This is a genomic window from Actinomyces bowdenii (genome assembly GCF_017592395.1).
Lineage (GTDB): Bacteria > Actinomycetota > Actinomycetes > Actinomycetales > Actinomycetaceae > Actinomyces > Actinomyces bowdenii.
Window position 1 is genome coordinate 120,628 of sequence record NZ_JAGFOU010000003.1, and the last position, 21,817, is coordinate 142,444.

Genomic DNA, 21,817 nt, shown 5'->3' on the forward strand with positions numbered 1-21,817 from the left:
TGGCATGATCGATCTATGGAACCGCAGATCATCAAGCGCTCGGGGATGAAGGTCATCTGGAGGACCGCGGCCTGCCTCCTGCTCTCCGCCGCGTGCCTCTGGGTCCTGCTCCTGGGGATTCAGCGGGTGCAGGCCGGCGATACCCAGGGCTGGATCACACTCCTGGCAGGACTCCTGGGCGCCGTGGTCTTCGGCTTCTTCACCCTGACCTGGTTCAGGCTCATCCAGTGCCCGGCCCTGGTCATCGACGATCGGGGGGTGAATGACTCCAGCTGGTTGAACTCCCTCGGCTTCATCCCCTGGGAGCAGGCGGTGGGCTTCCTGCCCAATGAGGATCGCAGCACCGGGGCGCGGGTCAGCTCCGTTCTCATCGTCTTCGCCGATCCCGCCTGGCCCTGGAGCCGCCTGCGCGGCATCAAGCGGATGTTCAGCAAGGCCAATGCGGGCCTGGGGTACGCGCCGGGGCAGATCGGGGTGGACTCCATTGCGATGACGGGTGTCGAGCTGGCCGCCCTGCTGGTGGAGCAGCGGCGCCTGCGGCGCCCCGACCTGCCCATGGCGGCCGGTCCCGTGCCCGGCCCGCAGCCGGGCACCTGGGAGGTGTCGGACCCCAATGGCTACTTGGAGCGACTGGGGTGGCGAGCTGCGCCGACGGCCTGAGCCCTGCGCCCATCCCCGGGGAGGCGGCGAGGGGGAGCCGGCAGGGGCTCGCCTGGTTGGCCGGGCCCAGAGCAACGGCGCGTCAGCAAACCTATGGTGAACAGCATCTAGTGCCCCGGTGGCCACTGGCCTACGATCGCCGAACGTGCACGAATCTGCCCAGACAGGCTCCGACAGCACGGAGCGTCAGAACAATATCGAGGTCTGGAACGACCTCGTCTCGCCCAGGGACCTCATCATCTGCCTGGCCGTATCAGCCGCCTGCGCCGTGGCCGCCGTCCTCATCTCCTCGCGGGCAGGGGGTGTCCCGCTCTTCTGGGGCCTGGGGGCCTCCGTGGTCGGCTTCGCCATCAACTGCCTCCTGGTGACCCCCAAGCGCGAGGTCATCATCGTCGATGAGGACCAGGAGCCGGGCCGCCTGGAGACGGCCGAGGGGAGCGCATGATGACCCTGGAGCTTATCTACCTCATGCTCGCCGCGGTGCTCGGCGCCGTGGTCCTCTACACCTTCATCGGCTTCATCCCGGGAACCGACGAGACCAGTGTGCTGGCCCCCGTCACCCTGGCGATCATCCTGGCCGGCGCCCCGCCCGAGGTGGTGCTCGCCTTCTTCATCTCCGCCGTGGTCACCCTCAACCTCATGAACGGCATCCCCACCGCCCTGGTGGGGCTGCCGGGCGGGGTGATGTCGGCCCCGCTCATGGAGCACTCCATCCTGCTGCGCCAGGAGGGCCTGGCCTCCCAGACCATCCGCAAGATGGCCGTGGGATCGACCATCGGCACCCTCATCTCCATCCCGCTGAGCTTCGCCCTGGCCTTCCTGCTGGCACCCATCGCCCAGCCCATCAAGGACCAGGCACCCATCGTCCTGGCCGCCGGTGCTGTTCTCCTGGCCCTCCTGGGTGGCAACCGGATCCTCTCGCTGCTGTCCATCATCCCCATGGCACTGCTCTTCCGGGGCCTTCCCGTGCTCTACGAGTCCACCGGCATCATCCCGGCCGGCGCCAAGGTGAGCATCTCCTTCTTCCTGGGCATCACCGTGGGCCCCATGCTCCTGACCCTCCTGGAGCTGCTCAACGCCAAGCGCCGCGCCGCCCTGCCCCACGGCAGCCGGACGGTCTCCCGGCTCTCGCGCTCCGGCTTCGGCCCCCAGCGCCTCCTGCCGGGCGATCTCATCACCCGCTCCGAGGGCCTGTGGAGCGCGGCCATGGCGGCACTGTCCACACCCCTGTTCGTGCTCAGCCCCGTGGGCCTGACCTTCCTGCTGGGGGAGGCCTCGGCCGCGCGCATCAAGGAGGACCGCGTGCGCCGCGCCCAGCGGGCCGTGACGGTGATGAGCTCCCTGACCCACTCGACCTACCTGGCCGGCGCCATCATCCCGCTGGTGGCCCTGGGCATCCCCATCTCCGGGGTCTCGGCCGGGCCCGCCGGCCCGCTGTTCAGCGCCGGAGAGGTCTACACCGAGGAGCGCAACCTGCACCACCTGCTGGGACTGGGGGGAGCCATCATCCCTGTCACCGTGGGGGCGCTCATCTCGGTGGCCATCACCTACGTCATCGCGGTGCGATGGTCCTCCCACATCACCGCCTTCGTCATGCGGCGCATCCCCCATGAGGCGGTCCTGGGCCTGTTCACGGCCTTCATCCTGCTGCTGGCCTACCTGGACGCCGGTATCCCCAACATCTTCGGGGTGCTGCTCATCGGCGTGGTCTGCGGCTCGCTCAACCGCCTCGGGGTGGGCTACGGAGTGCAGTTCATGACGCTCTACGCCGCCCCGGGCATCGTCACCTGGCTCAGCGCCCTGGCCTGAGGGGGGCCTGAGCCGCTGCTCATCCCGCCGGCCCGCCACCGATCCCCTCGGTGGCGGGCCGGCGGCGCGTCCGGATGGCGGGGCCTCATCGCCGGGCGGGGCCGACGGCGGGGCAGCGGCGCGCTCGGAGCCCGCCGCTCAGGCCGAGCGGTGGGCCAGGGCCCCCAGATCGATGCCCAGCAGGCGCGCCTGCTCGGCGGTGCGACCCGTGACCAGCAGGTCGGTGCGGGTCAGGGCCTCGACGTCGTCGGACCCCAGCAGGGCCATGATCGAGCGCAGGTGCTCGCCCCAGGCATCCAGCTCGCGGCGCAGCGCCTCGGGGCCCCCACCGGTCAGGGTGCGCAGGAAGTGCCCCGAGGCCCCCACTGCGCGAGCGCCCAGGGCCAGGGCGCGCACGACGTCGAGGGGGTGGCGCACGCCCCCCGAGGCCAGGAGCTCCAGCCCCGGCCGAGCGGCCTTGCCGCCCGGGCGGCTCCTGGAGCCGTGCATTGCCTCCAGCAGGCACAGGGCGGCCGACTGCCCCCAGCCCGAGAGGTAGGAGTAGCCGCGCTCGGGGCGGCGCTCATTCTCGATCGCGATGAAATCGGTGCCGCCGCTGCCGGCCACATCCGCGCCGGCCACACCCAGCCGGGTCAGGGCGTCCAGGGTGCGCGCCGAGAGCCCGAAGCCCACCTCCTTGACGATCACCGGCACGGGCACGGCCTCGACGATCGCCGCGATCCGCCGCGGCCAATCCCGGAAGTCCCGGTCGCCCTCGGGCATGACGATCTCCTGGGCCGCATTGAGATGGATCTGCAGGGCGTCGGCCTCCAGCATCTCCACCGCGCGCACCGCCTGGTCGGGGGCCAGCGCGGGCCCCGCATTGGCCAGGATGAAGGCGCGCGGGGCCTGGCGGCGGATGATGCGGAAGCCCTCGGCGCGCTCGGGGTCGGTCAGAGCGACGTGCTGCGATCCGCAGGCGATCGCCACGCCCGACTCGGCGGCGGCCCCGGCCAGGTCGGCGTTGATGCGCGTGGTGGCCGGAGTGCCACCGGTCATGGCATTGATGTAGAAGGGCAGCTCCCAGCGGGCGCCGCACACCGTGGTGCTGGTATCCACCTGCGCGGTGGCCGTGCCCGCCAGGGCGTGGTGCATGAAGGCCAGGTCATCGAAGGCATTGGGCCGGTCCTGGCCGTGCAGGCGCAGGGCCAGCTCCACATGCTCGTCCTTGCGGGCCGCGCGCACCGGTCCCTCCTGCTGCGCCGGGCCCCCGGGGGGCGCGTCCCCGACCCGTTCGCCGCCCGGCAGTGAGCCGCCCCGGGGCCGGCCGGGTCCTGGACCACGTGAGCTCATCCCACATCCCTCCGATCGCCGTCGCCGGGGTGAGCGCCCCTGCTGCCCCCATCATGGCAGTGGACCGCCAGGTCCAGGGGCTCGATGCCCCCGGCCCGCCAGCGCGCGCGCATCGCGCCGGTGTCGGTGCCCGGCGGGCACAGGGCGATGCCGCAGTCCCCACCGCCGGCGCCCGAGCTCTTGGCCGCCGCCCCGTGATCCTGGGCGATCTCCACCAGGCGCCGCAGGCCCGGGGTCTCGATGGTGATGCCGCTGGCGCGGCCCAGGTCGGCCAGCAGCCCCCGGTTGCGCCGGATCTGCGCGCCGATCCCCTCATGGTCGCCCTGCCCCACCGCCCGCACCAGGGCGCTGACGCAGTCCTGGCTGGCGGTGAGGAAGGCCGCGTAGCGCGCGTCGCGGGCCACCCGGCCCCGCACCCCGGCCACCAGGCGGGGGGAGGAGGCCGGGGCGCCGGTCCAGCCCACCTGCAGGCACAGGCCCGGGGGCTCCAGCCGGCGGATGCTCAGGCAGGGCCAGTGCGCGGCCAGCAGTCCGCCGGTGCTGCGGCGCCGGCGCTCCCGGCGCAGCCAGCCGCGGTCGGGGGAGGAGTAGGCCACCCAGCCGGTGAAGGCGCTGGCGGCGATATCCCCGCCCGAGCCGATCGGCTCGACGTCGTCGGAGGCCATCAGCGCCAGGCGGTAGACCTCCATGTCATCGAGCCCCAGCCCGTAGAGGCGGGCCACGGCCCGGACAGTGGCCACGGTCACCGCCGAGGAGGAGCCCAGGCCGAGCTTGCGCCCGCTGCCGCCATCGACCAGCTCGCTGACGACCTCCAGGTCGAAGATCCGCAGTCGGCCACCGCGCTCGCGCACGAGCTCCTCCACCACGCGGATCGCGCTGATCACGTAGTCCGCGCCCCGCCCCTCGACCTGCGCCGCGCCGTCCTGGCGGCGGTGCCAGGCCAGCGCCCGCCCCCCGTGGAGGGCCGAGCGGATCCGGCCCACCTGCTGGGCTGCGGTGATGCTCACCGTGATGAAGCGGTCCACAGCCACCAGTATGGCCTGATGGCCCGGCTCGACGACGGCGTACTCGCCCGCGATGTAGAGCTTGCCCGGGGCGCTGGAGGAGGCCCGGGGGACCTCGGGGCGGCTCACCGCGCGGCCCGCCCGGCTGGCGGGGCGGCCGGCTCGAGGCGCACTCCCGCGCCCGGGCGGTGGACGGAGACCCGGGCCCCGGGCAGGCGCTCGCCCAGGGCCCGGGCGACCTGCTCGGCGCCTACCCCCGGCGTCAGGACCTTGACATTGGCCCCGGCGTCGATGGTGGCCCAGGCGGGCATTCCCTCCTCGCGCAGGGCCCGCACCGTGTGGAGCGCCTCCACGGTGCGCGGCATCCAGTAGATGACGGCTGGCCTGCTGGCCAGCATGGTGGCGTGCATGCCCAGGGCATTGGCCTCCACCACCTCCCCGAGGCCCTGGACGTCCCCGCGGCGCACCGCCGCCAGGGCCTCGCCCAGGTCCTGGGCGCTGGCCCGGACCCAGGAGGGGTAGAGGGGGGAGGTGGCCATGGTGCGGCGCATGGCCTGCGTGGAGCCGATGGACTTGCTCCTGTCGCTGAGCACGACCACCACCATGGCCAGGTCCGGCTCGCTGCGGGCCGCGACGGTCCCGCCATCCGACTCGCCACCGGCTCCGCAGGCCAGGCCGGCGGCCTCGACGGGCTCGGCGTAGGAGGACTCGTCGTCGCTGCCGGCCCGCCACAGCACCAGGCCCCCGAAGACCGAGCGCGAGGCCGACCCGGAGCCGCGCCGGGCCAGGCGCGACAGGGCCCGCTCATCGAGCTCCAGGCCGGCGGCCCGCGAGGCCGCGGCGGCCAGGGCCGCGAAGCCCGCGGCCGAGCTGGCCAGGCCCGCGGCCAGCGGCACGGTGGAGGAGGAGGACACCGTGGCGGCCCGGCTCAGGCCCGAGCGGCTGCGCACCAGGTCCAGGAAGCGGGTCACCCGGCCCAGGGCGCCCTGGCCGGGCACGGCGCCGTTGATGGTCACCGCGTCGCGGCCCTGTTGCCCGCCGTCGAAGGAGACGGTGGTGGTGGTCCGGGTGCCGGCCAGGGTCAGGGACAGGCTGGAGGTGGTGGGGATGGTCAGTGACTCATCGGCCTTGCCCCAGTACTTGATGAGGGCGATGTTGGTGTTGGCGCTGGCTGTCGCCGTCGGCGCCTCGGGCGTCAGTGCCATGGCCCGGCCTCCCCCGTCTCACTGGTGCGCATCCGATGGATCCATGTGGTGGCGGCGCCCGCCTGCCGCAGGGCCGAGCTGATGCGCTCGGCCGTGCCCGGATCGTCGGCCAGGGCGATGATGCAGCCGCCCAGGCCCCCGCCGGTGAGCTTGGCGCCCAGGGCGCCGGCCCCGCGGGCGGCCGCCGTGAGCCGGTCCAGGACCGGCAGGCCCAGCTCGAGCTCGGCCAGGATCGTGTGGGCCCGGTCCATGGCCGCCCCCAGGGCCGGCGCATCGCCCTCATCGAGGGCCGTGACCGCCATCGTCGCCAGCTCCCCGAGGCGGTCGATGAGCGCGCCGATGCCCTCGGCATCCTGCTCGTAGCGGGCCCGCAGGCCCTCGACCGCCTGGCGGGTCGAGCCGTGGACGCCGGAGTCGGCGATGATCAGGCAGGCGCCCTCGATGCGCTGGCTCAGCGGGGTCATCCGCCCGCCCTGGAAGCGGATGGGGCCCGGCGCGCAGGTGGCCGCCGCATCCAGCCCCGAGGGCCTGCCGTGGGCCACCTGCTCGGCCATCTGGGTCAGGGCGAAGAGCTCCTCACTGCTGGCCCGGCGCCCGCAGGCATCCAGCACGGCGCGGATGATCGCGCCCGAGGCGGCCGCCGAGGAGCCCATCCCGCGCTCGTGGGGGAAGTCCGATCGGGTGGTGATGGCGAAGGACTGGTCCATTCGCCCCGCGAACTCGCGCGCCGCCTCGAAGGCCCGGGCCACGCAGGCGAAGCCCCGGGGGCTGGAGGCCAGAGGGCCGCTGTAGCCCAGGCTGTGCAGCATCGAGGGGCCGGTGATGGGGGTGGCGGTGGCGCGCATCCGCAGGTCGTGCAGCGGCACGGCGATCGCGGGGTGCCCGTAGACCACCGAGTGCTCGCCCAGGAGGATGGCCTTGGCCCAGGTGCGACCACGCCCCTCGCGGCCGGGGGAGGAGTGGCTGTCCATGTCTTTGTTCCTTGCCTGGGGCCCATGGGGCGGTCATGCTCTGGGAGAGAATAGATGCCCCCTCACCTGCGCGGCAATCAGGTGTCGATCACCCGCCCGAGGCCCCCGCCCCGCCCGACCGGATCGCCCACCAGGTCGACGACGTCGGGGAAGCGCGCAGCCAGCGCCTGGTCGGAGGTGGTGCGCATGATGCGAGGGCACTGCATGATGCCTTGATGCAGCAGGATCGCATCAGATCCTCCCATCGGACATCGGGGCCGTGGCGCGGCGGTCCTCCGCTGGCTCACGGGTTGCCGGTTGCCAGGGGCCGAGCCGCAGCACGTAGCATGTGCCCGTGCTGCACAGACTCTCCACCGCCTTCATCCGCACCCTGCGCGAGGACCCGGCCGACGCCGAGGTCGCCAGTCACAAGCTCCTCGTGCGCGCCTGCTACGTGCGCCGGGCCGCCCCCGGCATCTACACCTGGCTGCCCCTGGGCCTGCGCACACTGCGCAAGATCGAGGCCATCGTGCGCGAGGAGATGGACGCCATCGGCGGCCAGGAGGTGCACTTCCCGGGCCTGCTGCCCGCCGAGCCCTACCAGGCCTCCGGCCGCTGGGAGGACTACGGCCCCACGCTGTTCACCCTGAAGGACCGCAAGGGGGGCGACTACCTCCTGGCACCCACCCACGAGGAGATGTTCACCCTGGCGGTCAAGGACATGTACTCCTCGTACAAGGACCTGCCCGCCATCGTCTACCAGATCCAGACCAAGTACCGCGACGAGGCCCGTCCCCGCGCCGGCATCATCCGCGGCCGGGAGTTCGTCATGAAGGACTCCTACTCCTTCGACATCGACGACCAGGCCCTGGAGGCCTCCTACCGCAAGCACCGCGACGCCTACGAGCGGCTCTTCACGCGCCTGGGCCTGGACTACGTCATCGTCAACGCCATGGCCGGTGCCATGGGCGGCTCCCACTCCGAGGAGTTCCTCCACCCCTCGCCCATCGGCGAGGACACCTTCGTGCGCTCCGAGGGCGGGTACGCCGCCAACGCCGAGGCCGTCACCACCGTGGTCCCCGAGCCGGTGGACGCCTCGGGAGTGGGGCCGGCCCGCGTCGTCGACACCCCCGACACCCCCACCATCGAGACCCTCGTGGCCCTGTGCAACCAGGCCTACCCGCGCTCCGACGGCCGCGCCTGGACGGCGGCCGACACCCTGAAGAACGTCGTGGTGGTCCTCACCCACCCCGGTGGGCGGCGCGAGCTGCTCGTCGTCGGCGTGCCGGGGGACAGGGAGGTCGACATGAAGCGCCTGGAGGCCGCCGTGGCCCCCGCCGAGGTGGAGATGGCCACGGAGGAGGACTTCACGGGCCACCCCGAGCTCGTGCCCGGCTACATCGGCCCCGAGGCCATCGGCCCCAACTCGCCGCTGCGCCGGGTCGAGGTCGATGAGGAGGGCACCGAGCGCCTGACCGGCTCCGTGCGCTACCTGGTGGACCCGCGCATCGTGGAGGGCACCAGCTGGGTCACCGGGGCCAATGCCGACAAGAAGCACGTCCTGGACCTGGTCATGGGCCGGGACTTCGCCGCGGACGGCACCATCGAGGCCGCGGCCATCCACGAGGGCGACCCCGCCCCCGACGGCTCGGGCCCCCTGAGCCTGGCCCGCGGCATCGAGGTGGGCCACATCTTCGCCCTGGGGCGCAAGTACTCCCGGGCCCTGGGGCTGAGCGTGCTCGACGAGAACGGCAAGGCCCGGGTGGTGACCATGGGCTCCTACGGCGTGGGCGTCAGCCGCGTCATGGCCGCCCTGGCCGAGGCCAACCACGATGAGCACGGCCTGGCCTGGCCCATCGCCGTGGCCCCCTACCACGTCCAGGTGCTGGCCACCGGCAAGGACGAGGAGGTCTTCTCCACCGCGGAGGGGATCGCCGCCGCCCTGGACGCCCAGGGCGTGGAGGTCCTCTACGACGACCGCCGCAGGGTCAGCGCCGGGGTGAAGTTCGCCGACTCCGAGCTGCTGGGGCTCCCCTACACCCTGGTGGTGGGCCGGGACCTGGCCAAGCAGGGAACCGTGGAGATCCGCGACCGCCGCAGTGGCGAGCGCCGCAGCGTGCCGGCCGGTGAGGCCGCCCAGGAGGTCGCCGCCCTCGTGCGCGCCGCCCTGGCCTCCTAACCCCTTCCTTTCGACAATTTGCATGAGATCGTACTTCTCCAGGCCTGGAAAAGGCCGATCTCATGCAAATTGTCGAAGGTGGGGAGGCTAGGCGGTGTAGCCGGGCAGGGCCGGGAGCTGGGCGCCCCAGTCGGCGGCGCGCAGCCCGGCATCGATGGCCGCGTCGACGGCGGCCTGGCGCGCAGGCGTTGAGGCCTGGGTCTGGGCCACCTGCTGCGCCTCCGCAGCCGCCACATCCGACCAGGACGCTCCCGCCCAGGCGCCATCCGGGTCGCCATCCGCCTGGGCCGCCGGCTCCGGCGGGGCGTAGGCCGCCAGCCGCGTGTCCTGGCCACCCGCGGCGATCGAGGCGTTGACCACGATCGTGGCCGTGCGCGCATCCTCCATGGCCTGCTCGCGCACGCCCTCGTCCTCGGCGCGCGCCCCGGCCTGCTCGCAGGCGTAGCGGGCGGCGTCGTAGAGCGCGAGCAGCGGGCCGCCCAGCGCCGTCCCGCCCGGTCCTGACGAGGCCCCCGCCGCAGGTGCCGACGACGCCCCGGCCGTGGCCGGGCTCGGCGAGGGCTGCTGGTCCCGCCCCTGCCCGCTGCGCGGCGCGCCCTGGAGCGCACCGGGGGAGACCTCATCGAGGTAGGCGCCCCAGGACACCGCCAGAGCGGTGTAGAGCTGGGCCTCCTGGGCCGAGCCCGCCGACAGGGCCGCCTCTCGCGCCATGCTCGCGCCCTGCTCCAGGGCGGCGCGCAGATCCTCCCCGGTGGCGTCCTGCGCCGCGGTCGCGATCGGCGTCGCCGTGGGGTAGGTGGTGGGCACCGCCGTCGCCCACGGCTCCCACACGCCACCGAGGACCTGGGCCTGGTTCTGCGCATCGGCCTGCAGCTGCGCGGGCACGGCGCCGGGGCCCTGGCCGCCGGAGGCGAGCACCTCCGCCGTGGAGGAGATGAGCACGGCCTGGCGAGCCAGGGAGTCGCGCACCGCCTCGGCCTGGGGCGCCGTCTCCAGGGAGGCGGGCGAGCCCTCTCCCAGGCGCAGGCCGCACCCGCCGCTGGCCACCAGCGCCGCGGCCAGGGCCACCGCCCCCGCTGCGCGCAGGAGAGCGGCGGGCCGGCCACGTTGAACGCGCTCCGCACGGTGCGCGCCGGCCGAGGGCGGCAGGTCGGGGATCAGGGGGCTCGGGGCAGGGCCCGGCCCCGGGAGGCGGTGGGCCGGGGAGCCGGGAGCCCCGGGGCGCGGCGGGGGAGGGCTGAGGGTCATCACGCTCCGATCCTCCCATGGCAGGTAGCATGTTCCCGACCTGACCACGCCCCCAGGGGCCAGAGGGGAGGAGCCCCCACCATGCCGGAGAAGGCGGATAGGCCCGACGCGCTCGCCGGGCGCCTGACCGAGCTCCTGGAGCCCGTGGTCGGCGGCGCCGGCCTCTTCCTGGAGCGGATCGAGACCACCCGGGCCGGGAGGTACTCGGTGGTGCGGGTCGTCGTCGACCTGCCCGACGGGCCCGGGGATCTGGATCTGGACCGCCTGGGCGAGGCCACCGCCGCCGTCTCCCAGGCCCTGGATGAGGCCGATCCGGTCAAAGGCCAGTACACCCTGGAGGTCTCCACCCCCGGGGCCGAGCGCGAGCTGCGCACGGCGCGGCACTTCCGCCGCGCCGTCGGGCACGGGGCCCGGGTGACCACGGGTGAGGAGGAGCTCAGCGGCACCATCTCCGCCGCTGATGACCAGGGCCTGACCCTCCAGACCGACGCCGGCCCCAGGACCCTGCCCCTGGAGCGGATCCGCCAGGCCCGGATGGTGATCTCCGGCCCGTGAGCCGGGACCCGGCCACCACCACCCACGTACCCACCGGTACCCGCACGACCACATGTGACCGCAGGGCCGCCTCCGCGGAGGACAGGACCAGAGAGGACCACCCATGGATATCAATATGCCGGAGCTCAGAGGCGCCGCCGACGAGCTGGGAATCGACCTGGACAACCTCCTGCCCGCCATCGAGGACGCCATCCTGGGGGCCTACTCCAAGGTGCCCGGCGCCATCCGCGGCGCGCATGTGGAGATCGACCGGCGCACCGGCCACATGAGCGTCCTGGCTCCGGAGGTCGACGAGGACGACCAGCCCACCGGGGAGTACTTCGACGACACCCCCGACGACTTCGGCCGCATCGCCCAGGCCACCGCCCGCTCCGTCATCGTCCAGCGCATCCAGGACCGGCGCGACTTCGAGGTCCTGGGGGCCTTCAAGGACAAGACCGGGGAGCTGATCTCCGGCACGGTGGAGCAGGGACGCGACCCCCGGGTGGTCCATGTGCGCCTCGATGAGGAGCACGAGGGCATCATGCCCCCGCACGAGCAGGTCCCCGGCGAGCGCTACCGCCACGGGGACCGGGTGCGCGCCTACGTCACCGATGTCTCGCGCGGCCTCAAGGGGGCCCAGATCGTGCTCTCGCGCACCCACCCCGGGCTGGTGCGCAAGCTCTTCGAGCGCGAGGTCCCCGAGATCACCTCCGGGGATGTCGAGATCGTCTCGGTGGCCCGCGAGGCCGGCCATCGCACCAAGATGGCCGTGCGCGCCCGCACGCGCGGGGTCAACGCCAAGGGCGCCTGCATCGGACCCATGGGCCAGCGCGTGCGCGCGGTGATGACCGAGCTGGGCGGGGAGAAGATCGACATCGTCGACCACTCCGAGGATCCGGCGCGCTTCGTGGCCAACGCCCTGTCCCCGGCCCGGGTCTCCTCGGTGCGCGTCATCGACACCGAGGAGCGCACCGCCCGCGCCGTCGTCCCCGACTTCCAGCTCTCCCTGGCCATTGGCAAGGAGGGGCAGAACGCCCGCCTGGCCGCGCGCCTGACCGGCTGGAAGATCGACATCCACGCCGACGCCGAGACCGGGGAGGTCGCCCCCGGCCGCGTCTCGCGGGCCGACGACGTGACAGGTCCCTCAGAAACGGCGGAGTGATGCGGCCCGTGGCGGGCGGTAGACTCCGGGGCGGACCATAGCGGGGTCGTCGCGCCAGCGCGCTCCCGCGGATGCGGCTGAGGACACGGAAGGACGCCTCAACGGTGGCAAGCCCCCTGCACGTGCCCGAGCGCACCTGTGTGGGCTGCCGCGGGAAGGCTCCCCGCTCCCAGCTGCTGCGACTGGTCCTGGCCCCGGGCCCTGTGCTCGAGGTCGATGCCCGGGCCACCAGGCCCGGGCGCGGCGCCTGGATCCACCCGGATCCGGGATGCCTCTCCCTTGCTGAGCGACGGCGCGCCCTCGGGCGGGCCCTGCGCACCAGCGCGCCGCTTGACGCGGCGCCGGTGCGCCGATGGCTCGAGCAGAGCCCTCACCCGGCCGGGTGAGGGGTTGATCGATTGCGAAGGCGGGTAGGAAGCCGATGGGCACCCGATGAGTACCCAGCGATGAGCTGCCTCTAGAAGCACCCACCCCTGTCCGGGGTGGGTAACCGGACAGGAGAAAAGTGGCTAAACCACGTGTGCATGAGCTCGCCAAGGAGCTCGACCCCTCTGGCAAGAAGGTCACCTCCAAGGTGATTCTGGCCTGGCTCAAGGACCAGGGAGAGTTCGTCAAGGCGGCGTCCTCCACGGTCGAGCCCCCCGTGGCCCGCAGGGTCCGCGAGCACTTCGCCTCCGTGGCGGAGGGCGCGGCTCCCGCTGCCGCGAAGGCGGACAAGGCGGGCAAGCCCGCCGACGGCGCTGCCGCGGCGCAGCCCGCGGCCCCCGCCCCGCGCCCCAAGCCCGGTGCCAAGCCCTCCGCACCGGCCGCCAAGCCCGCGGCGCCGGGCGGGGAGCGGCGCCCCGCGCCCAAGCCCGGGGCCCGGGCGCCCCAGGCCGCCGCCCCAGCGCCGTCGGTCCCCTCCAAGGCCGCCCCCAAGCCGGGCGCCAGGGCGCAGCAGCCCTCCGCCTCCCCCGAGTCCCCCCGCGCCGCGGCCCCGCAGGCCCCCCGGCCCTCCGCCCCGGCTGAGCAGGCCTCGGCCCCCGCGGCCTCCGCGGCTCCGGCGCCCGCGCCGACCCCCGGCCCGCGTCCGGGTGCGCCGCGCCCGGGCAACAACCCCTTCGCGACCTCCCAGGGTATGCCCCGCCCCGGCGGGCGCGGCGGGCGCCCCTCGGGCCAGGGCCCGCGTCCGGGTGCGCCGCGCCCGGGCAACAACCCCTTCGCGACCTCCCAGGGCATGCCCCGCCCCGGCGGTCAGGGCGGTCCGCGCCCCGGTGGCGGTCCTCGCCCCGGCGGCCCCCGCCCCCAGGCCGCGGGCTCCGGCGGTCCGCGCCCCGGTGCGCCGCGTCCGGGCGCGCCGCGCCCCGGCGGTCCGCGCCCCAACCCGGGCATGATGCCCGGCCAGTCCTCCATCGGCCGCCCCGGGGCCCCGGCGCGCGGTGGTGGCGGTGGCCGCGGTGGCCGCCCCGGCGGCGGTGGCCGCCCCGGTGGCGGCGGCGGTGGCGGTCGTCCCGGCGGCTTCGGAGGCCCCCGCGGTGGCCGCGGCGGGCGCGGCTCGACGCAGGGCGCCTTCGGCCGTGGCGGTGGCGCTCCGCGCGGGCGCAAGTCCAAGCGGGCCAAGCGCCAGGAGTTCGAGCAGCAGAGCGCGCCGTCGATCGGCGGTGTCATCGTCCCGCGCGGTGACGGCACCACCCCGGTGCGCGTGCGCCAGGGCGCCACGCTGACCGACCTGGCCGAGAAGATCAACGCCAACCCCGCGGCCCTGGTGACTGTCCTGTTCCACCTGGGGGAGATGGCCACGGCCACCCAGTCCCTGGATGAGGACACCTTCGGCCTGCTGGGCGCCGAGCTGGGCTACGACGTCCAGATCGTCTCGCCCGAGGACGAGGACCGCGAGCTGCTGGAGTCCTTCGACATCGACCTCGACCCCGAGGAGGACGAGGAGAACCTGCTGCCCCGGCCCCCGGTGGTCACCGTCATGGGGCACGTCGACCACGGTAAGACCAAGCTGCTGGACGCCATCCGCTCCACCGACGTCGTGGCCGCGGAGGCCGGCGGCATCACCCAGTCCATCGGCGCCTACCAGGTGCGCGTGGACCTGGGCGGGGAGACCCGGCCGATCACCTTCATCGACACTCCCGGCCACGAGGCCTTCACGGCCATGCGCGCCCGCGGTGCCGAGGTCACCGATATCGCCATCCTCGTGGTGGCCGCCGACGACGGCGTCATGCCCCAGACGGTCGAGGCCCTCAACCACGCCCAGGCGGCCAATGTGCCGATCGTGGTGGCGGTCAACAAGATCGACCGGGAGGGCGCCAACCCGGACAAGATCCGCGGCCAGCTCACCGAGTACGGCCTGGTGCCCGAGGAGTACGGCGGCGACACCATGTTCGTGGACATCTCCGCCAAGCAGCGCCTGCACATCGACGACCTCCTGGAGGCCGTCCTGCTGACCGCCGATGCGGCCCTGGACCTGCGCGCCAACCCCGACACCGAGGCCCGCGGCGTGACCATCGAGGCCAAGCTCGACAAGGGCCGCGGCGCGGTGTCCACCATCCTGGTGGAGCGCGGCACACTGCGGGTGGGGGACCCGATCGTGGCGGGGAGCGCCTACGGGCGCGTGCGCGCCATGTTCAACGAGCATGGCGAGGCCCTGCAGGAGGCGGGCCCGGCCCGTCCGGCCCTGGTGCTGGGCCTGACCAATGTGCCCAGCGCCGGCGACTCCTTCATCGTGGCCCCCGATGACCGCACCGCCCGCCAGATCGCGGACAAGCGCGAGGCCGCCGAGCGCGCCGCCCTGCTGGCCAAGCGCCGCAAGCGGGTCTCCCTGGAGAACCTCACCGATGTCCTCAAGGAGGGCAAGGTCGACACCCTCAACCTCATCCTCAAGGGAGACTCCTCGGGCGCGGTCGAGGCCCTGGAGGACTCCCTGCTCAAGATCGATGTGGGCGAGGAGGTGGCGCTGCGCGTCATCCACCGCGGCGTGGGCGCCATCACCCAGAACGATGTCAACCTGGCCACGGTGGACTCCGCCGTCATCATCGGCTTCAACGTCCGGCCGGCCGAGCGGGTGGCGGAGATCGCCGACCGCGAGGGCGTGGACATGAAGTTCTACTCGGTCATCTACAACGCGATCGAGGACGTCGAGGCCGCGATGAAGGGCATGCTCAAGCCCATCTACGAGGAGGTCGAGCTGGGCAGCGCCGAGATCCGCCAGGTCTTCCGCTCCTCGAAGTTCGGCTCCATCGCCGGCTCGATCGTCCGCTCGGGCATCATCAAGCGGGGCGCCAAGGCCCGCCTGGTGCGCGACGGCGTCGTGGTCAACGGCGAGTTGTCCATCGAGACGCTGCGCCGCGAGAAGGACGATGTCACCGAGGTCCGCGAGGGCTACGAGTGCGGCATCAACCTGGGCTTCAAGGACATCGCCGAGGGCGACGTCATCGAGACCTGGGAGATGCGCGAGAAGCCGCGCTCCTGATCCGGCTCCCACGGCTGACGACGGCGGCCGGCCCCCCACCCCCCCCGGGGGGGGGGCCCCCCCGGGGGGGGGGGGGGGGGGGCCGGGGGCCCGTCACCGGGCCCCCCGGGCTGCCGCGGGGGCCGGCCCCCCCCCCCGCAGGAGGTGGCCGGCCGCCGTCGTGGCTTTGGGGGAGTGCCGGGGGCCGGAGGGAGGCGGTCAGACGACCTCGTAGCCGATGCCCGGGGCGATCTCGTGCAGGAGCGCGTGGATCGTGGGGTCGGCCAGGGGCGCGCTCTCATCGGGCAGGGCGGGGATGGAGTCGGCGGCGGGCGTGAGCAGGACGGTCATGGCCCGCCCGGTCATGGTCGAGCGCACCCAGAGCCCGTCGAGGCCGGGCAGCTGGTCGTGAATGCAGCGCGCCCAGGCCCGGCAGGTGGCGCGGTCCGCGCTGTCCAGGCTCACCGAGGCGCCGTGGCGCAGTGCCCACGGGCTGGTCATGTCCAGCAGCCTCAGGGGCCGGGTGGGCTGCCAGACCTGGAGCACTGGGGCGTCGCTGCGGGTGTCGATCACCCGGGTGCCGGCGAAGACCTCGGCGGCGCAGGTCGCCAGGTCGCAGGCGGTGTACAGGACGCCATGGCCGCGGTGCTCCCCGGGTGGGGGAGGGTGGGGGTCCCAGCGGCAGTGGCTCACCGGGCCCCAGGTGCGCAGCCGTCCCCAGGCCAGGGCGTGGGGGCTGGTGGTCGGGGCGATGCGCGCCAGGGGCTGGCCGGTGAGGGTGTGGATCTCGTCCTCACGCAGGTCCAGGGGGCCCGGGGGAGCGATGGGGTTCTTCGCGCGGGGGCTCACCGGTGGTCGGCCTCGTCCAGGAGCCGGACGACATCGGCGGGGTCCCCGCCCTGGGCGAGCCACTGGACGGGGCTGAGGCCATCGAGGAGCTCGGCGTCCGCCGTGGTCATGCGGGCCTCCACCGTCGCCGGGCTCAGGGCGGCCCGGATACTGGGGACGACGGCGTCCAGGCCCGCAAGGGGGCGGCCGCCGTCGAGCTGCCAGGTGGGGAAGCGCAGGGAGCGGCCGCGATGGTAGGCGTAGAGGGAGCGGCCCGCCGCGCGCGTGATGGTGGAGGGGCTGCGGCCCAGCAGGTCTGCCATCTCCTTGGTGGACAGGGAGCGCGCCAGGTCCCGTGCGGCGCCCAGGGCGCGGTGCTGGGCCGAGAGCTGCTCGGCGTAGGAGCGGTCCTGAAGGATGCGGGCCGCCTGGCGCCCCCGCGGGCCTGAGGGAAGGCCGCGCGACAGGAAGTCCGACATCCCGGAGGTCAGGGGGGCGGCGCCCGCGCGCTCGCGAGCCGCCGACTCGAGCGCCAGGGCCTCGGCGAGATCCCGGGGGGTCAGGGACAGGTCGGCCAGGACGTCGTGCAGGTCCACCGCAGTCATGCCCCCAGGGTAGCGCATCGACAATGCATGCGCATGCATGTCTGATGCAAGGGGCGTGGGGGCCGGTGGTCTCGCCGGCCTCAGCCCCTCAGGCGGGGGCGGCGGGCCAACTGGTGCGCGGCGTCGACGATGAAGAGGGCGACCGCGGCCCACACCAGCACCATGGCGGCCCACCGGGCAGGTGGGATCTCCTCGTGGAAGACCGCCCAGGCCAGGATGAACTGGATGATGGGGCCCAGGTACTGGCTGATGCCCACCACCGACAGCGCCACCCGGCGGGCACCGGCGGCGAAGAGCAGCAGGGGCACCGCCGTCACCGGTCCGGCCACCACCAGCAGCACGCCCAGCAGCGGTGAGGCCTGGGGCCCCTGCATGGCCGAGGCCCCCTGCCAGGCCAGCCACCCCAGGTATCCCAGGGCCAGGGGCGCCACCGTCAGCGTCTCGGCGCACAGGCCCGTCAGGGCGTCGACCTGCGCCCCCACCCGCTTCTTGACCAGCCCGTAGAGGCCGAAGGTGAGGGCCAGCGCCAGGGAGATCCAGGGCAGGGAGCCCTGCGCGAGCACCAGCACCGCGACTCCCGCTGCGGCCAGGGCGATGCACAGCACCTGGGCGCGGCGCAGCCGCTCGCCCAGGACCAGGGCCGCCAGGGCCACGGTCACCAGCGGGTTGATGAAGTAGCCCAGGGCGGCGTCGGCGGTGCGCTCGGTGCTGACCCCGTAGACGTAGACCAGCCAGTTGAGGGTGACCAGGAGGCCGCAGGCGGCCAGGGGCCCCAGCAGCCGGGGCGCGCTCAGCACAGCGCCCAGCGCCCTCCAGCGCCGGGACGCGGCGATGAGCACCAGGCAGGTGACCAGGGTCCACACGACGCGGTGCCCGATGATCTCCACGCTGCCGGCCGCGGCGAGCAGGCGGAAGTAGAGGGGGAAGAAGCCCCACAGCAGGTAGCAGCCCAGCACCATGGCCAGGCCCGGGGCGGAGGACCCGGGGGAGGGGCGCCCGGTGGGCGCGGTGGTGGAGGGCATGCGGTCTCGGCTCGGTACTCGGGTGGGCGGGGCGTGATGCGGTCTCCCTGATGCTAGCGCCGCCCCGGTGCCGGCTGCGGGAGCGGGCGCCCATGCGCTGGTGCGCGGGGCGCTGCACATCTTCAGCGCCCCTGCCCGCCGGAGGCCCCGACTTCTCCGCATGATCCCGTCGGCGCCTCATCTGAAGATGTGCAGCGGCGGCGGTTCTGCACATCTTCGGCGGCGCGCGGCGCGCCAGTTGCGGGCGCATTGGCGCGATGACGCGGATGCGCTGGCAGGCCAGTCGGTGAAGATGTGCAAGGTCGTGCACAATGGTGGCTGCTTCTCGCCCCGACGAACCCAGGAGGACCCCATGGCTGACGCCGCACGCGCCCGCAAGGTCGCCGAACGCATCCACGAGACCGTCGCCCGACTCCTGGGCGGCCGCATCAAGGACCCCCGCCTGGGCTTCGTCACGGTCACCGATGTGCGCGTCACCGGGGACCTGCAGCAGGCCACCGTCTTCTACACCGTCTACGGCTCCCAGGAGGAGCAGGACAGCTCGGCCAAGGCGCTGGCCTCGGCCAAGGGCCTCATCCGCTCCGAGGTGGGCAAGGCCCTGGGCATCCGCCTGACCCCGACCATCTCCTTCCAACTCGACGCCCTGCCCACCACCGCCAAGACCTTCGAGGACGCCCTGGCCCAGGCCCGGGTCCGCGACGAGCAGATCGCCCGCAGGGCCCAGGGCGCCACCTACGCGGGCGACGCCGACCCCTACCGGCACGATGACGACCCGCAGGAGGACTCGTCGGAGGACCCGGCCCCGGGCGCCGGGAGCGAGGCCGATGCCGCCGGCGCTCCCGAGGCGCCCTCCGGGGCTGCGCCCGGGTCGGGCCCCGAGGACCTGTGAGCCGAGGCGTGAGCACCACTGGTCAGGGAGGCCACGGCCGCGCGCGGCCCCGGGTGGCGCGCGGGGCGGTCGGCGCCGCGGACGGGCTGCTGCTGGTCGACAAGCCCGCGGGGATCTCCAGCCACGACGTCGTGGCCGCCGCCCGCCGCCTGGCGGCCACCCGCAAGGTCGGGCACGCCGGCACCCTGGACCCGATGGCCACCGGCCTGCTCGTGCTCGGGATCGGGCGCGCCACCCGCCTGCTGACCTACCTGGTGGGCGCTGACAAGGACTACGAGGCCACCCTCCGCCTGGGCCAGGAGACCCTCACCGAGGACGCCGAGGGGGAGATCACGGCCGGCGCCGGCTGCCGCCCCGAGGACCTGCCCGCGGCGCTGCTGAGTGCCGCACTGGGGAGCCTCACCGGTGAGATCATGCAGGTGCCCAGTGCCGTGTCGGCCATCAAGGTCGGCGGAGTGCGCTCCTACGCCCGGGTGCGCCAGGGCGAGGCGGTCGAGCTCGCCGCCCGCCCGGTGACCGTCAGCTCGCTGGACCTGCGCGGGCAGCCGCGCGGGGCCACGGCGGCGGACGGCACCGCGGTGGTCGACCTGGATCTGGGCGTGTCCTGCTCCTCGGGCACCTACGTGCGCGCCATCGCCCGCGACCTGGGTGCGGCCCTGGGCTGCGGCGCCCACCTGACCGCTCTGCGCCGCACACGCGTGGGGCCCTTCGACGTCGGGGAGGCTAAGACCCTGGAGGCGCTCAGCGCCCAGGTGGAGGCCGACGCCGCCAGCACCCGGCCCGGTGGCCTGAGGGTGCTGGGCCTGAGCGAGGCGGCCCGCCGCTGCTTCCCGGCCGTGGAGCTCACCGAGGCCGAGGCCGGGGCGCTCGGCCACGGCCAGGCCCTTCCCGCCTCCACCCTGGAGCGGGCCCAGGCCCCCGCCCACCCCATCACCCCCAAGAGCGAGGCCTCACCGGGCCACCAGGACTCCCAGGAGGCGGCTCCGGGGGATGCCGGCCCGGGGCCGGTGGTGGCCGGATTCGCCCCCGACGGCGCCGTGGTGGCACTGCTGGCCGCCAGGGGCTCACGCGCCCGCCCGGTGCTGGTCCTGGCACCGGCCTGAGCCGGACCGAGCCGAGTTGCACATCTTCAGCCGCCCTGGGAGGAGCGGCCGCTGAAGGATTGGCGTCATTCTGCGGCTGGGGTGCGTGCCGCCCGGGTGAAGATGTGCAGCGGGCAGGGGGCTGCACATCTTCAGCGGCCCTGTGGGCAGTGGTTGCCCCGGCACCCGCGTGATTCTGCGGCTGGGGTGTGCGCCGCCCGGGTGAAGATGTGCAGCGCGGGGCTCGGCGGGGGAGTGCGGGCGCATCAGGAAGACCAGGAGTTCAGAGATCCAGGAATACAGGGGCCCGGCAGATGCTTGATACTGGCTGACGGTGCCTGCCAGTGGGTTGGCCACCACGGCCACGTCAGCCACGAGCAGATCCAGCGACAGACCCATCTCAGTCACCCATTCTCAGTCCACCCATCCGAGGACACCAGCACCAACCAGGGGAGCCCCTCCTGCGCCCAGCGCCGGGCGGGGGCCGGAAAGGCGGCATCAGTGAGCGAGACGAGCACCGGGACGACCCAGCCCACCAGCCAGGCCGGCGACCAGGCCCGTGGCGGTGGGTGCCGCTGCGGCTGCCGCGGGCACGGCCGGGCCCGCGACGACGAGAGGCTCCCGGCCCCCACCGTCGCCCAGCCCGTGGCCCCCGGCAGCGCCGCGGCCACCGAGGCGACGGCCTCGCAGACCGAGGCCGGCGGCACCGGTCGCGCCAGCGCGGCCGGCCTCAGCGATCCTGCGGCGATCGGCGCCGCGGTCGGCGCCGCCATGGGGGCCGCGCTCCCGGCGCAGGACCAGCTCAGTGGTCAGTCCAGTGGTCAGTCCAGCAGGCAGTCCAGCAGCCGGAGTGCCGCCGGCGCCGGGGTCGTGCCCGGGCACAAGGCCGGCAACGCCCTGGGGCTCAGGGACGTCTCCGCTCGGCCCACCGAGGGCTGCGGCTGCGGCTCCCACTGACCGCCTCCGGCCCGGGCCGGGCGGCCCGCCCACCCCACCCGGGCCGGCCCGTCTCACACCGACTGGCGCTGCAGGGCCTGGGAGACGATGGACAGGCGCGCGGCGACCTGGGAGCGCTCGTAGCGGCCCAGGGCCAGGTCCTCGACCACCGCCCCGTCGACGAGCACCAGGACCCGGTCGGCCCGCACCGCCACGTGGGCGTCGTGGGTGACCACCATGAGGGTCGTGCCCGAGGCGTGGACCTCCCCGAGCAGGTCGAGGATCTGGGCGGCGGAGGAGGAGTTGAGCGCCCCGGTGGGCTCATCGGCGAAGACGATGCCCGGGTCGTTGATCAGGGCGCGGCAGATCCCCGCGCGCTGGAGCTGGCCCCCGGAGACCTCCGTGACATCGCTGCCCGCCAGCCCGCCGATGCCCATGCGCTCCATGAGCTCGCGGCCGCGGGCCTCGACCAGCGGGCGGGGGCGCTCACCGGCCAGGAACCCGGGCAGGACGATATTGTCCAGCAGGCACAGCGTGGACAGCAGGTGCGCCTGCTGGAAGACGAAGCCGAAGCGGCTCAGGCGCAGCGCCGCCAGCTCCCGCTCATCCAGGGCGGCCAGATCCACCGGCGCCCCCTTCCCGCCCTGGCGCGGGCCCTCGTCCGCATCCCCCGAGAGCAGCACCTGGCCGCTCGAGGGCCGGTCCATCCCGCTCAGGCAGTGCAGGAGCGTGGACTTCCCCGAGCCCGAGGGGCCCATGACCGCCACGAACTGGCCGCGCCCGATATCCAGATCCAGGCCCTCCAGCACCGGGGCTCCCTGGGCGTCGTAGGCCTTGGTCAGGCCCCGGGCCCGCAGCACCGGCGGCGCCCCTGGCGCCTGCCCTGCCCCTGCTGATGGAGTGCTGTCGCTGCTCCTCATACCAGTTCTCCTT

Annotated in this window: 20 protein-coding genes; 11 read left to right on the forward strand and 9 right to left on the reverse strand. The window is 74.1% G+C overall.

Going from position 1 to position 21,817, the window contains the following annotated elements; genetic code table 11:
• Positions 1-15 precede the first annotated feature (15 nt).
• From J5X07_RS02370 to J5X07_RS02380, 3 genes are all read left to right on the forward strand, one after another.
• Positions 16-660 (forward strand): STM3941 family protein, encoded by a 645-nt coding sequence (locus J5X07_RS02370; protein WP_208478533.1) that lies wholly within the window; start codon positions 16-18, stop codon positions 658-660.
• A 145-nt stretch (positions 661-805) separates the two neighbouring features.
• Positions 806-1,105: a hypothetical protein gene (locus J5X07_RS02375; protein ID WP_124933328.1), complete on the forward strand. Its 300-nt coding sequence runs from the start codon at positions 806-808 to the stop codon at positions 1,103-1,105.
• Complete coding sequence (locus J5X07_RS02380; RefSeq protein WP_208478534.1) at positions 1,105-2,469, forward strand: tripartite tricarboxylate transporter permease; 1,365 nt, start codon at positions 1,105-1,107, stop codon at positions 2,467-2,469. Before J5X07_RS02375 ends, J5X07_RS02380 begins: the two co-directional genes overlap by 1 nt.
• 138 nt (positions 2,470-2,607) lie before the next feature.
• On the opposite strand, the gene fni is transcribed toward J5X07_RS02380, so the two are convergent.
• The 4 genes from fni to mvk form a co-directional block, all read right to left on the reverse strand.
• Complete coding sequence (gene fni / locus J5X07_RS02385) at positions 2,608-3,693, reverse strand: type 2 isopentenyl-diphosphate Delta-isomerase (protein ID WP_341769381.1); 1,086 nt, start codon at positions 3,691-3,693, stop codon at positions 2,608-2,610.
• Between the two features lie 104 nt (positions 3,694-3,797).
• Positions 3,798-4,934, reverse strand: coding sequence for a phosphomevalonate kinase (locus J5X07_RS02390; protein WP_208478536.1), 1,137 nt, complete (start codon positions 4,932-4,934; stop codon positions 3,798-3,800).
• Positions 4,931-6,010 carry a diphosphomevalonate decarboxylase gene (mvaD, locus tag J5X07_RS02395; RefSeq protein ID WP_208478537.1) on the reverse strand — a complete coding sequence of 360 codons (1,080 nt, stop codon included), beginning with the start codon at positions 6,008-6,010 and terminating at the stop codon, positions 4,931-4,933. Before mvaD ends, J5X07_RS02390 begins: the two co-directional genes overlap by 4 nt.
• Positions 6,001-6,981, reverse strand: a complete 981-nt coding sequence (mvk, locus tag J5X07_RS02400) for a mevalonate kinase (protein WP_208478538.1) — start codon at positions 6,979-6,981, stop codon at positions 6,001-6,003. The genes mvaD and mvk overlap by 10 nt, the downstream gene beginning before the upstream one ends.
• Before the next feature lie 334 nt (positions 6,982-7,315).
• On the opposite strand from mvk, the gene J5X07_RS02405 reads away from it, so the two are divergent.
• Positions 7,316-9,139, forward strand: a complete 1,824-nt coding sequence (locus J5X07_RS02405; protein ID WP_208478539.1) for a proline--tRNA ligase — start codon at positions 7,316-7,318, stop codon at positions 9,137-9,139.
• An 87-nt stretch (positions 9,140-9,226) separates the two neighbouring features.
• Here the strand turns inward: J5X07_RS02405 and J5X07_RS02410 are convergent, their stop codons facing one another.
• Positions 9,227-10,390 carry a Tat pathway signal protein gene (locus J5X07_RS02410; RefSeq protein ID WP_208478540.1) on the reverse strand — a complete coding sequence of 388 codons (1,164 nt, stop codon included), beginning with the start codon at positions 10,388-10,390 and terminating at the stop codon, positions 9,227-9,229.
• 78 nt (positions 10,391-10,468) lie between these two features.
• On the opposite strand from J5X07_RS02410, the gene J5X07_RS02415 reads away from it, so the two are divergent.
• The 4 genes from J5X07_RS02415 to infB all read left to right on the forward strand — a co-directional run bounded on the left by J5X07_RS02415 (position 10,469) and on the right by infB (position 15,543).
• The gene (locus J5X07_RS02415) at positions 10,469-10,942 is read left to right on the forward strand and encodes a ribosome maturation factor RimP (protein WP_208478541.1); all 474 of its coding nucleotides are present in this window, start codon (positions 10,469-10,471) and stop codon (positions 10,940-10,942) included.
• A 103-nt stretch (positions 10,943-11,045) separates the two neighbouring features.
• Entirely contained in the window at positions 11,046-12,086 is a 1,041-nt protein-coding gene (gene nusA, locus J5X07_RS02420) for a transcription termination factor NusA (RefSeq protein WP_208478542.1), read from the forward strand.
• A 104-nt stretch (positions 12,087-12,190) separates the two neighbouring features.
• A complete protein-coding gene (locus J5X07_RS12810) occupies positions 12,191-12,472 on the forward strand; it encodes a YlxR family protein (protein ID WP_341769382.1) in 282 nt (93 codons plus the stop codon).
• A 119-nt stretch (positions 12,473-12,591) separates the two neighbouring features.
• Positions 12,592-15,543 (forward strand): translation initiation factor IF-2, encoded by a 2,952-nt coding sequence (gene infB, locus J5X07_RS02430; protein ID WP_208478544.1) that lies wholly within the window; start codon positions 12,592-12,594, stop codon positions 15,541-15,543.
• A 198-nt stretch (positions 15,544-15,741) separates the two neighbouring features.
• On the opposite strand, the gene J5X07_RS02435 is transcribed toward infB, so the two are convergent.
• From J5X07_RS02435 to rarD, 3 genes are all read right to left on the reverse strand, one after another.
• Positions 15,742-16,371: an RES family NAD+ phosphorylase gene (locus tag J5X07_RS02435; RefSeq protein ID WP_124933340.1), complete on the reverse strand. Its 630-nt coding sequence runs from the start codon at positions 16,369-16,371 to the stop codon at positions 15,742-15,744.
• Complete coding sequence (locus J5X07_RS02440) at positions 16,368-16,955, reverse strand: helix-turn-helix domain-containing protein (RefSeq protein ID WP_208478545.1); 588 nt, start codon at positions 16,953-16,955, stop codon at positions 16,368-16,370. Before J5X07_RS02440 ends, J5X07_RS02435 begins: the two co-directional genes overlap by 4 nt.
• Before the next feature lie 80 nt (positions 16,956-17,035).
• Positions 17,036-17,977, reverse strand: a complete 942-nt coding sequence (gene rarD / locus J5X07_RS02445; protein ID WP_208478546.1) for an EamA family transporter RarD — start codon at positions 17,975-17,977, stop codon at positions 17,036-17,038.
• A 352-nt stretch (positions 17,978-18,329) separates the two neighbouring features.
• Here rarD and rbfA point away from each other — a divergent pair, with 352 nt between their 5' ends.
• The 3 genes from rbfA (at position 18,330) to J5X07_RS02460 (ending at position 20,905) form a co-directional block, all read left to right on the forward strand.
• Entirely contained in the window at positions 18,330-18,866 is a 537-nt protein-coding gene (gene rbfA, locus J5X07_RS02450) for a 30S ribosome-binding factor RbfA (protein WP_208478547.1), read from the forward strand.
• 8 nt (positions 18,867-18,874) lie between these two features.
• Positions 18,875-19,969: a tRNA pseudouridine(55) synthase TruB gene (gene truB / locus J5X07_RS02455; RefSeq protein WP_208478548.1), complete on the forward strand. Its 1,095-nt coding sequence runs from the start codon at positions 18,875-18,877 to the stop codon at positions 19,967-19,969.
• 480 nt (positions 19,970-20,449) lie between these two features.
• Positions 20,450-20,905 carry a hypothetical protein gene (locus J5X07_RS02460; protein ID WP_208478549.1) on the forward strand — a complete coding sequence of 152 codons (456 nt, stop codon included), beginning with the start codon at positions 20,450-20,452 and terminating at the stop codon, positions 20,903-20,905.
• Positions 20,906-20,958: 53 nt separating this feature from the next.
• Here the strand turns inward: J5X07_RS02460 and J5X07_RS02465 are convergent, their stop codons facing one another.
• Positions 20,959-21,804, reverse strand: a complete 846-nt coding sequence (locus tag J5X07_RS02465; protein WP_208478550.1) for an ABC transporter ATP-binding protein — start codon at positions 21,802-21,804, stop codon at positions 20,959-20,961.
• Between the last annotated feature and the right edge of the window lie 13 nt (positions 21,805-21,817).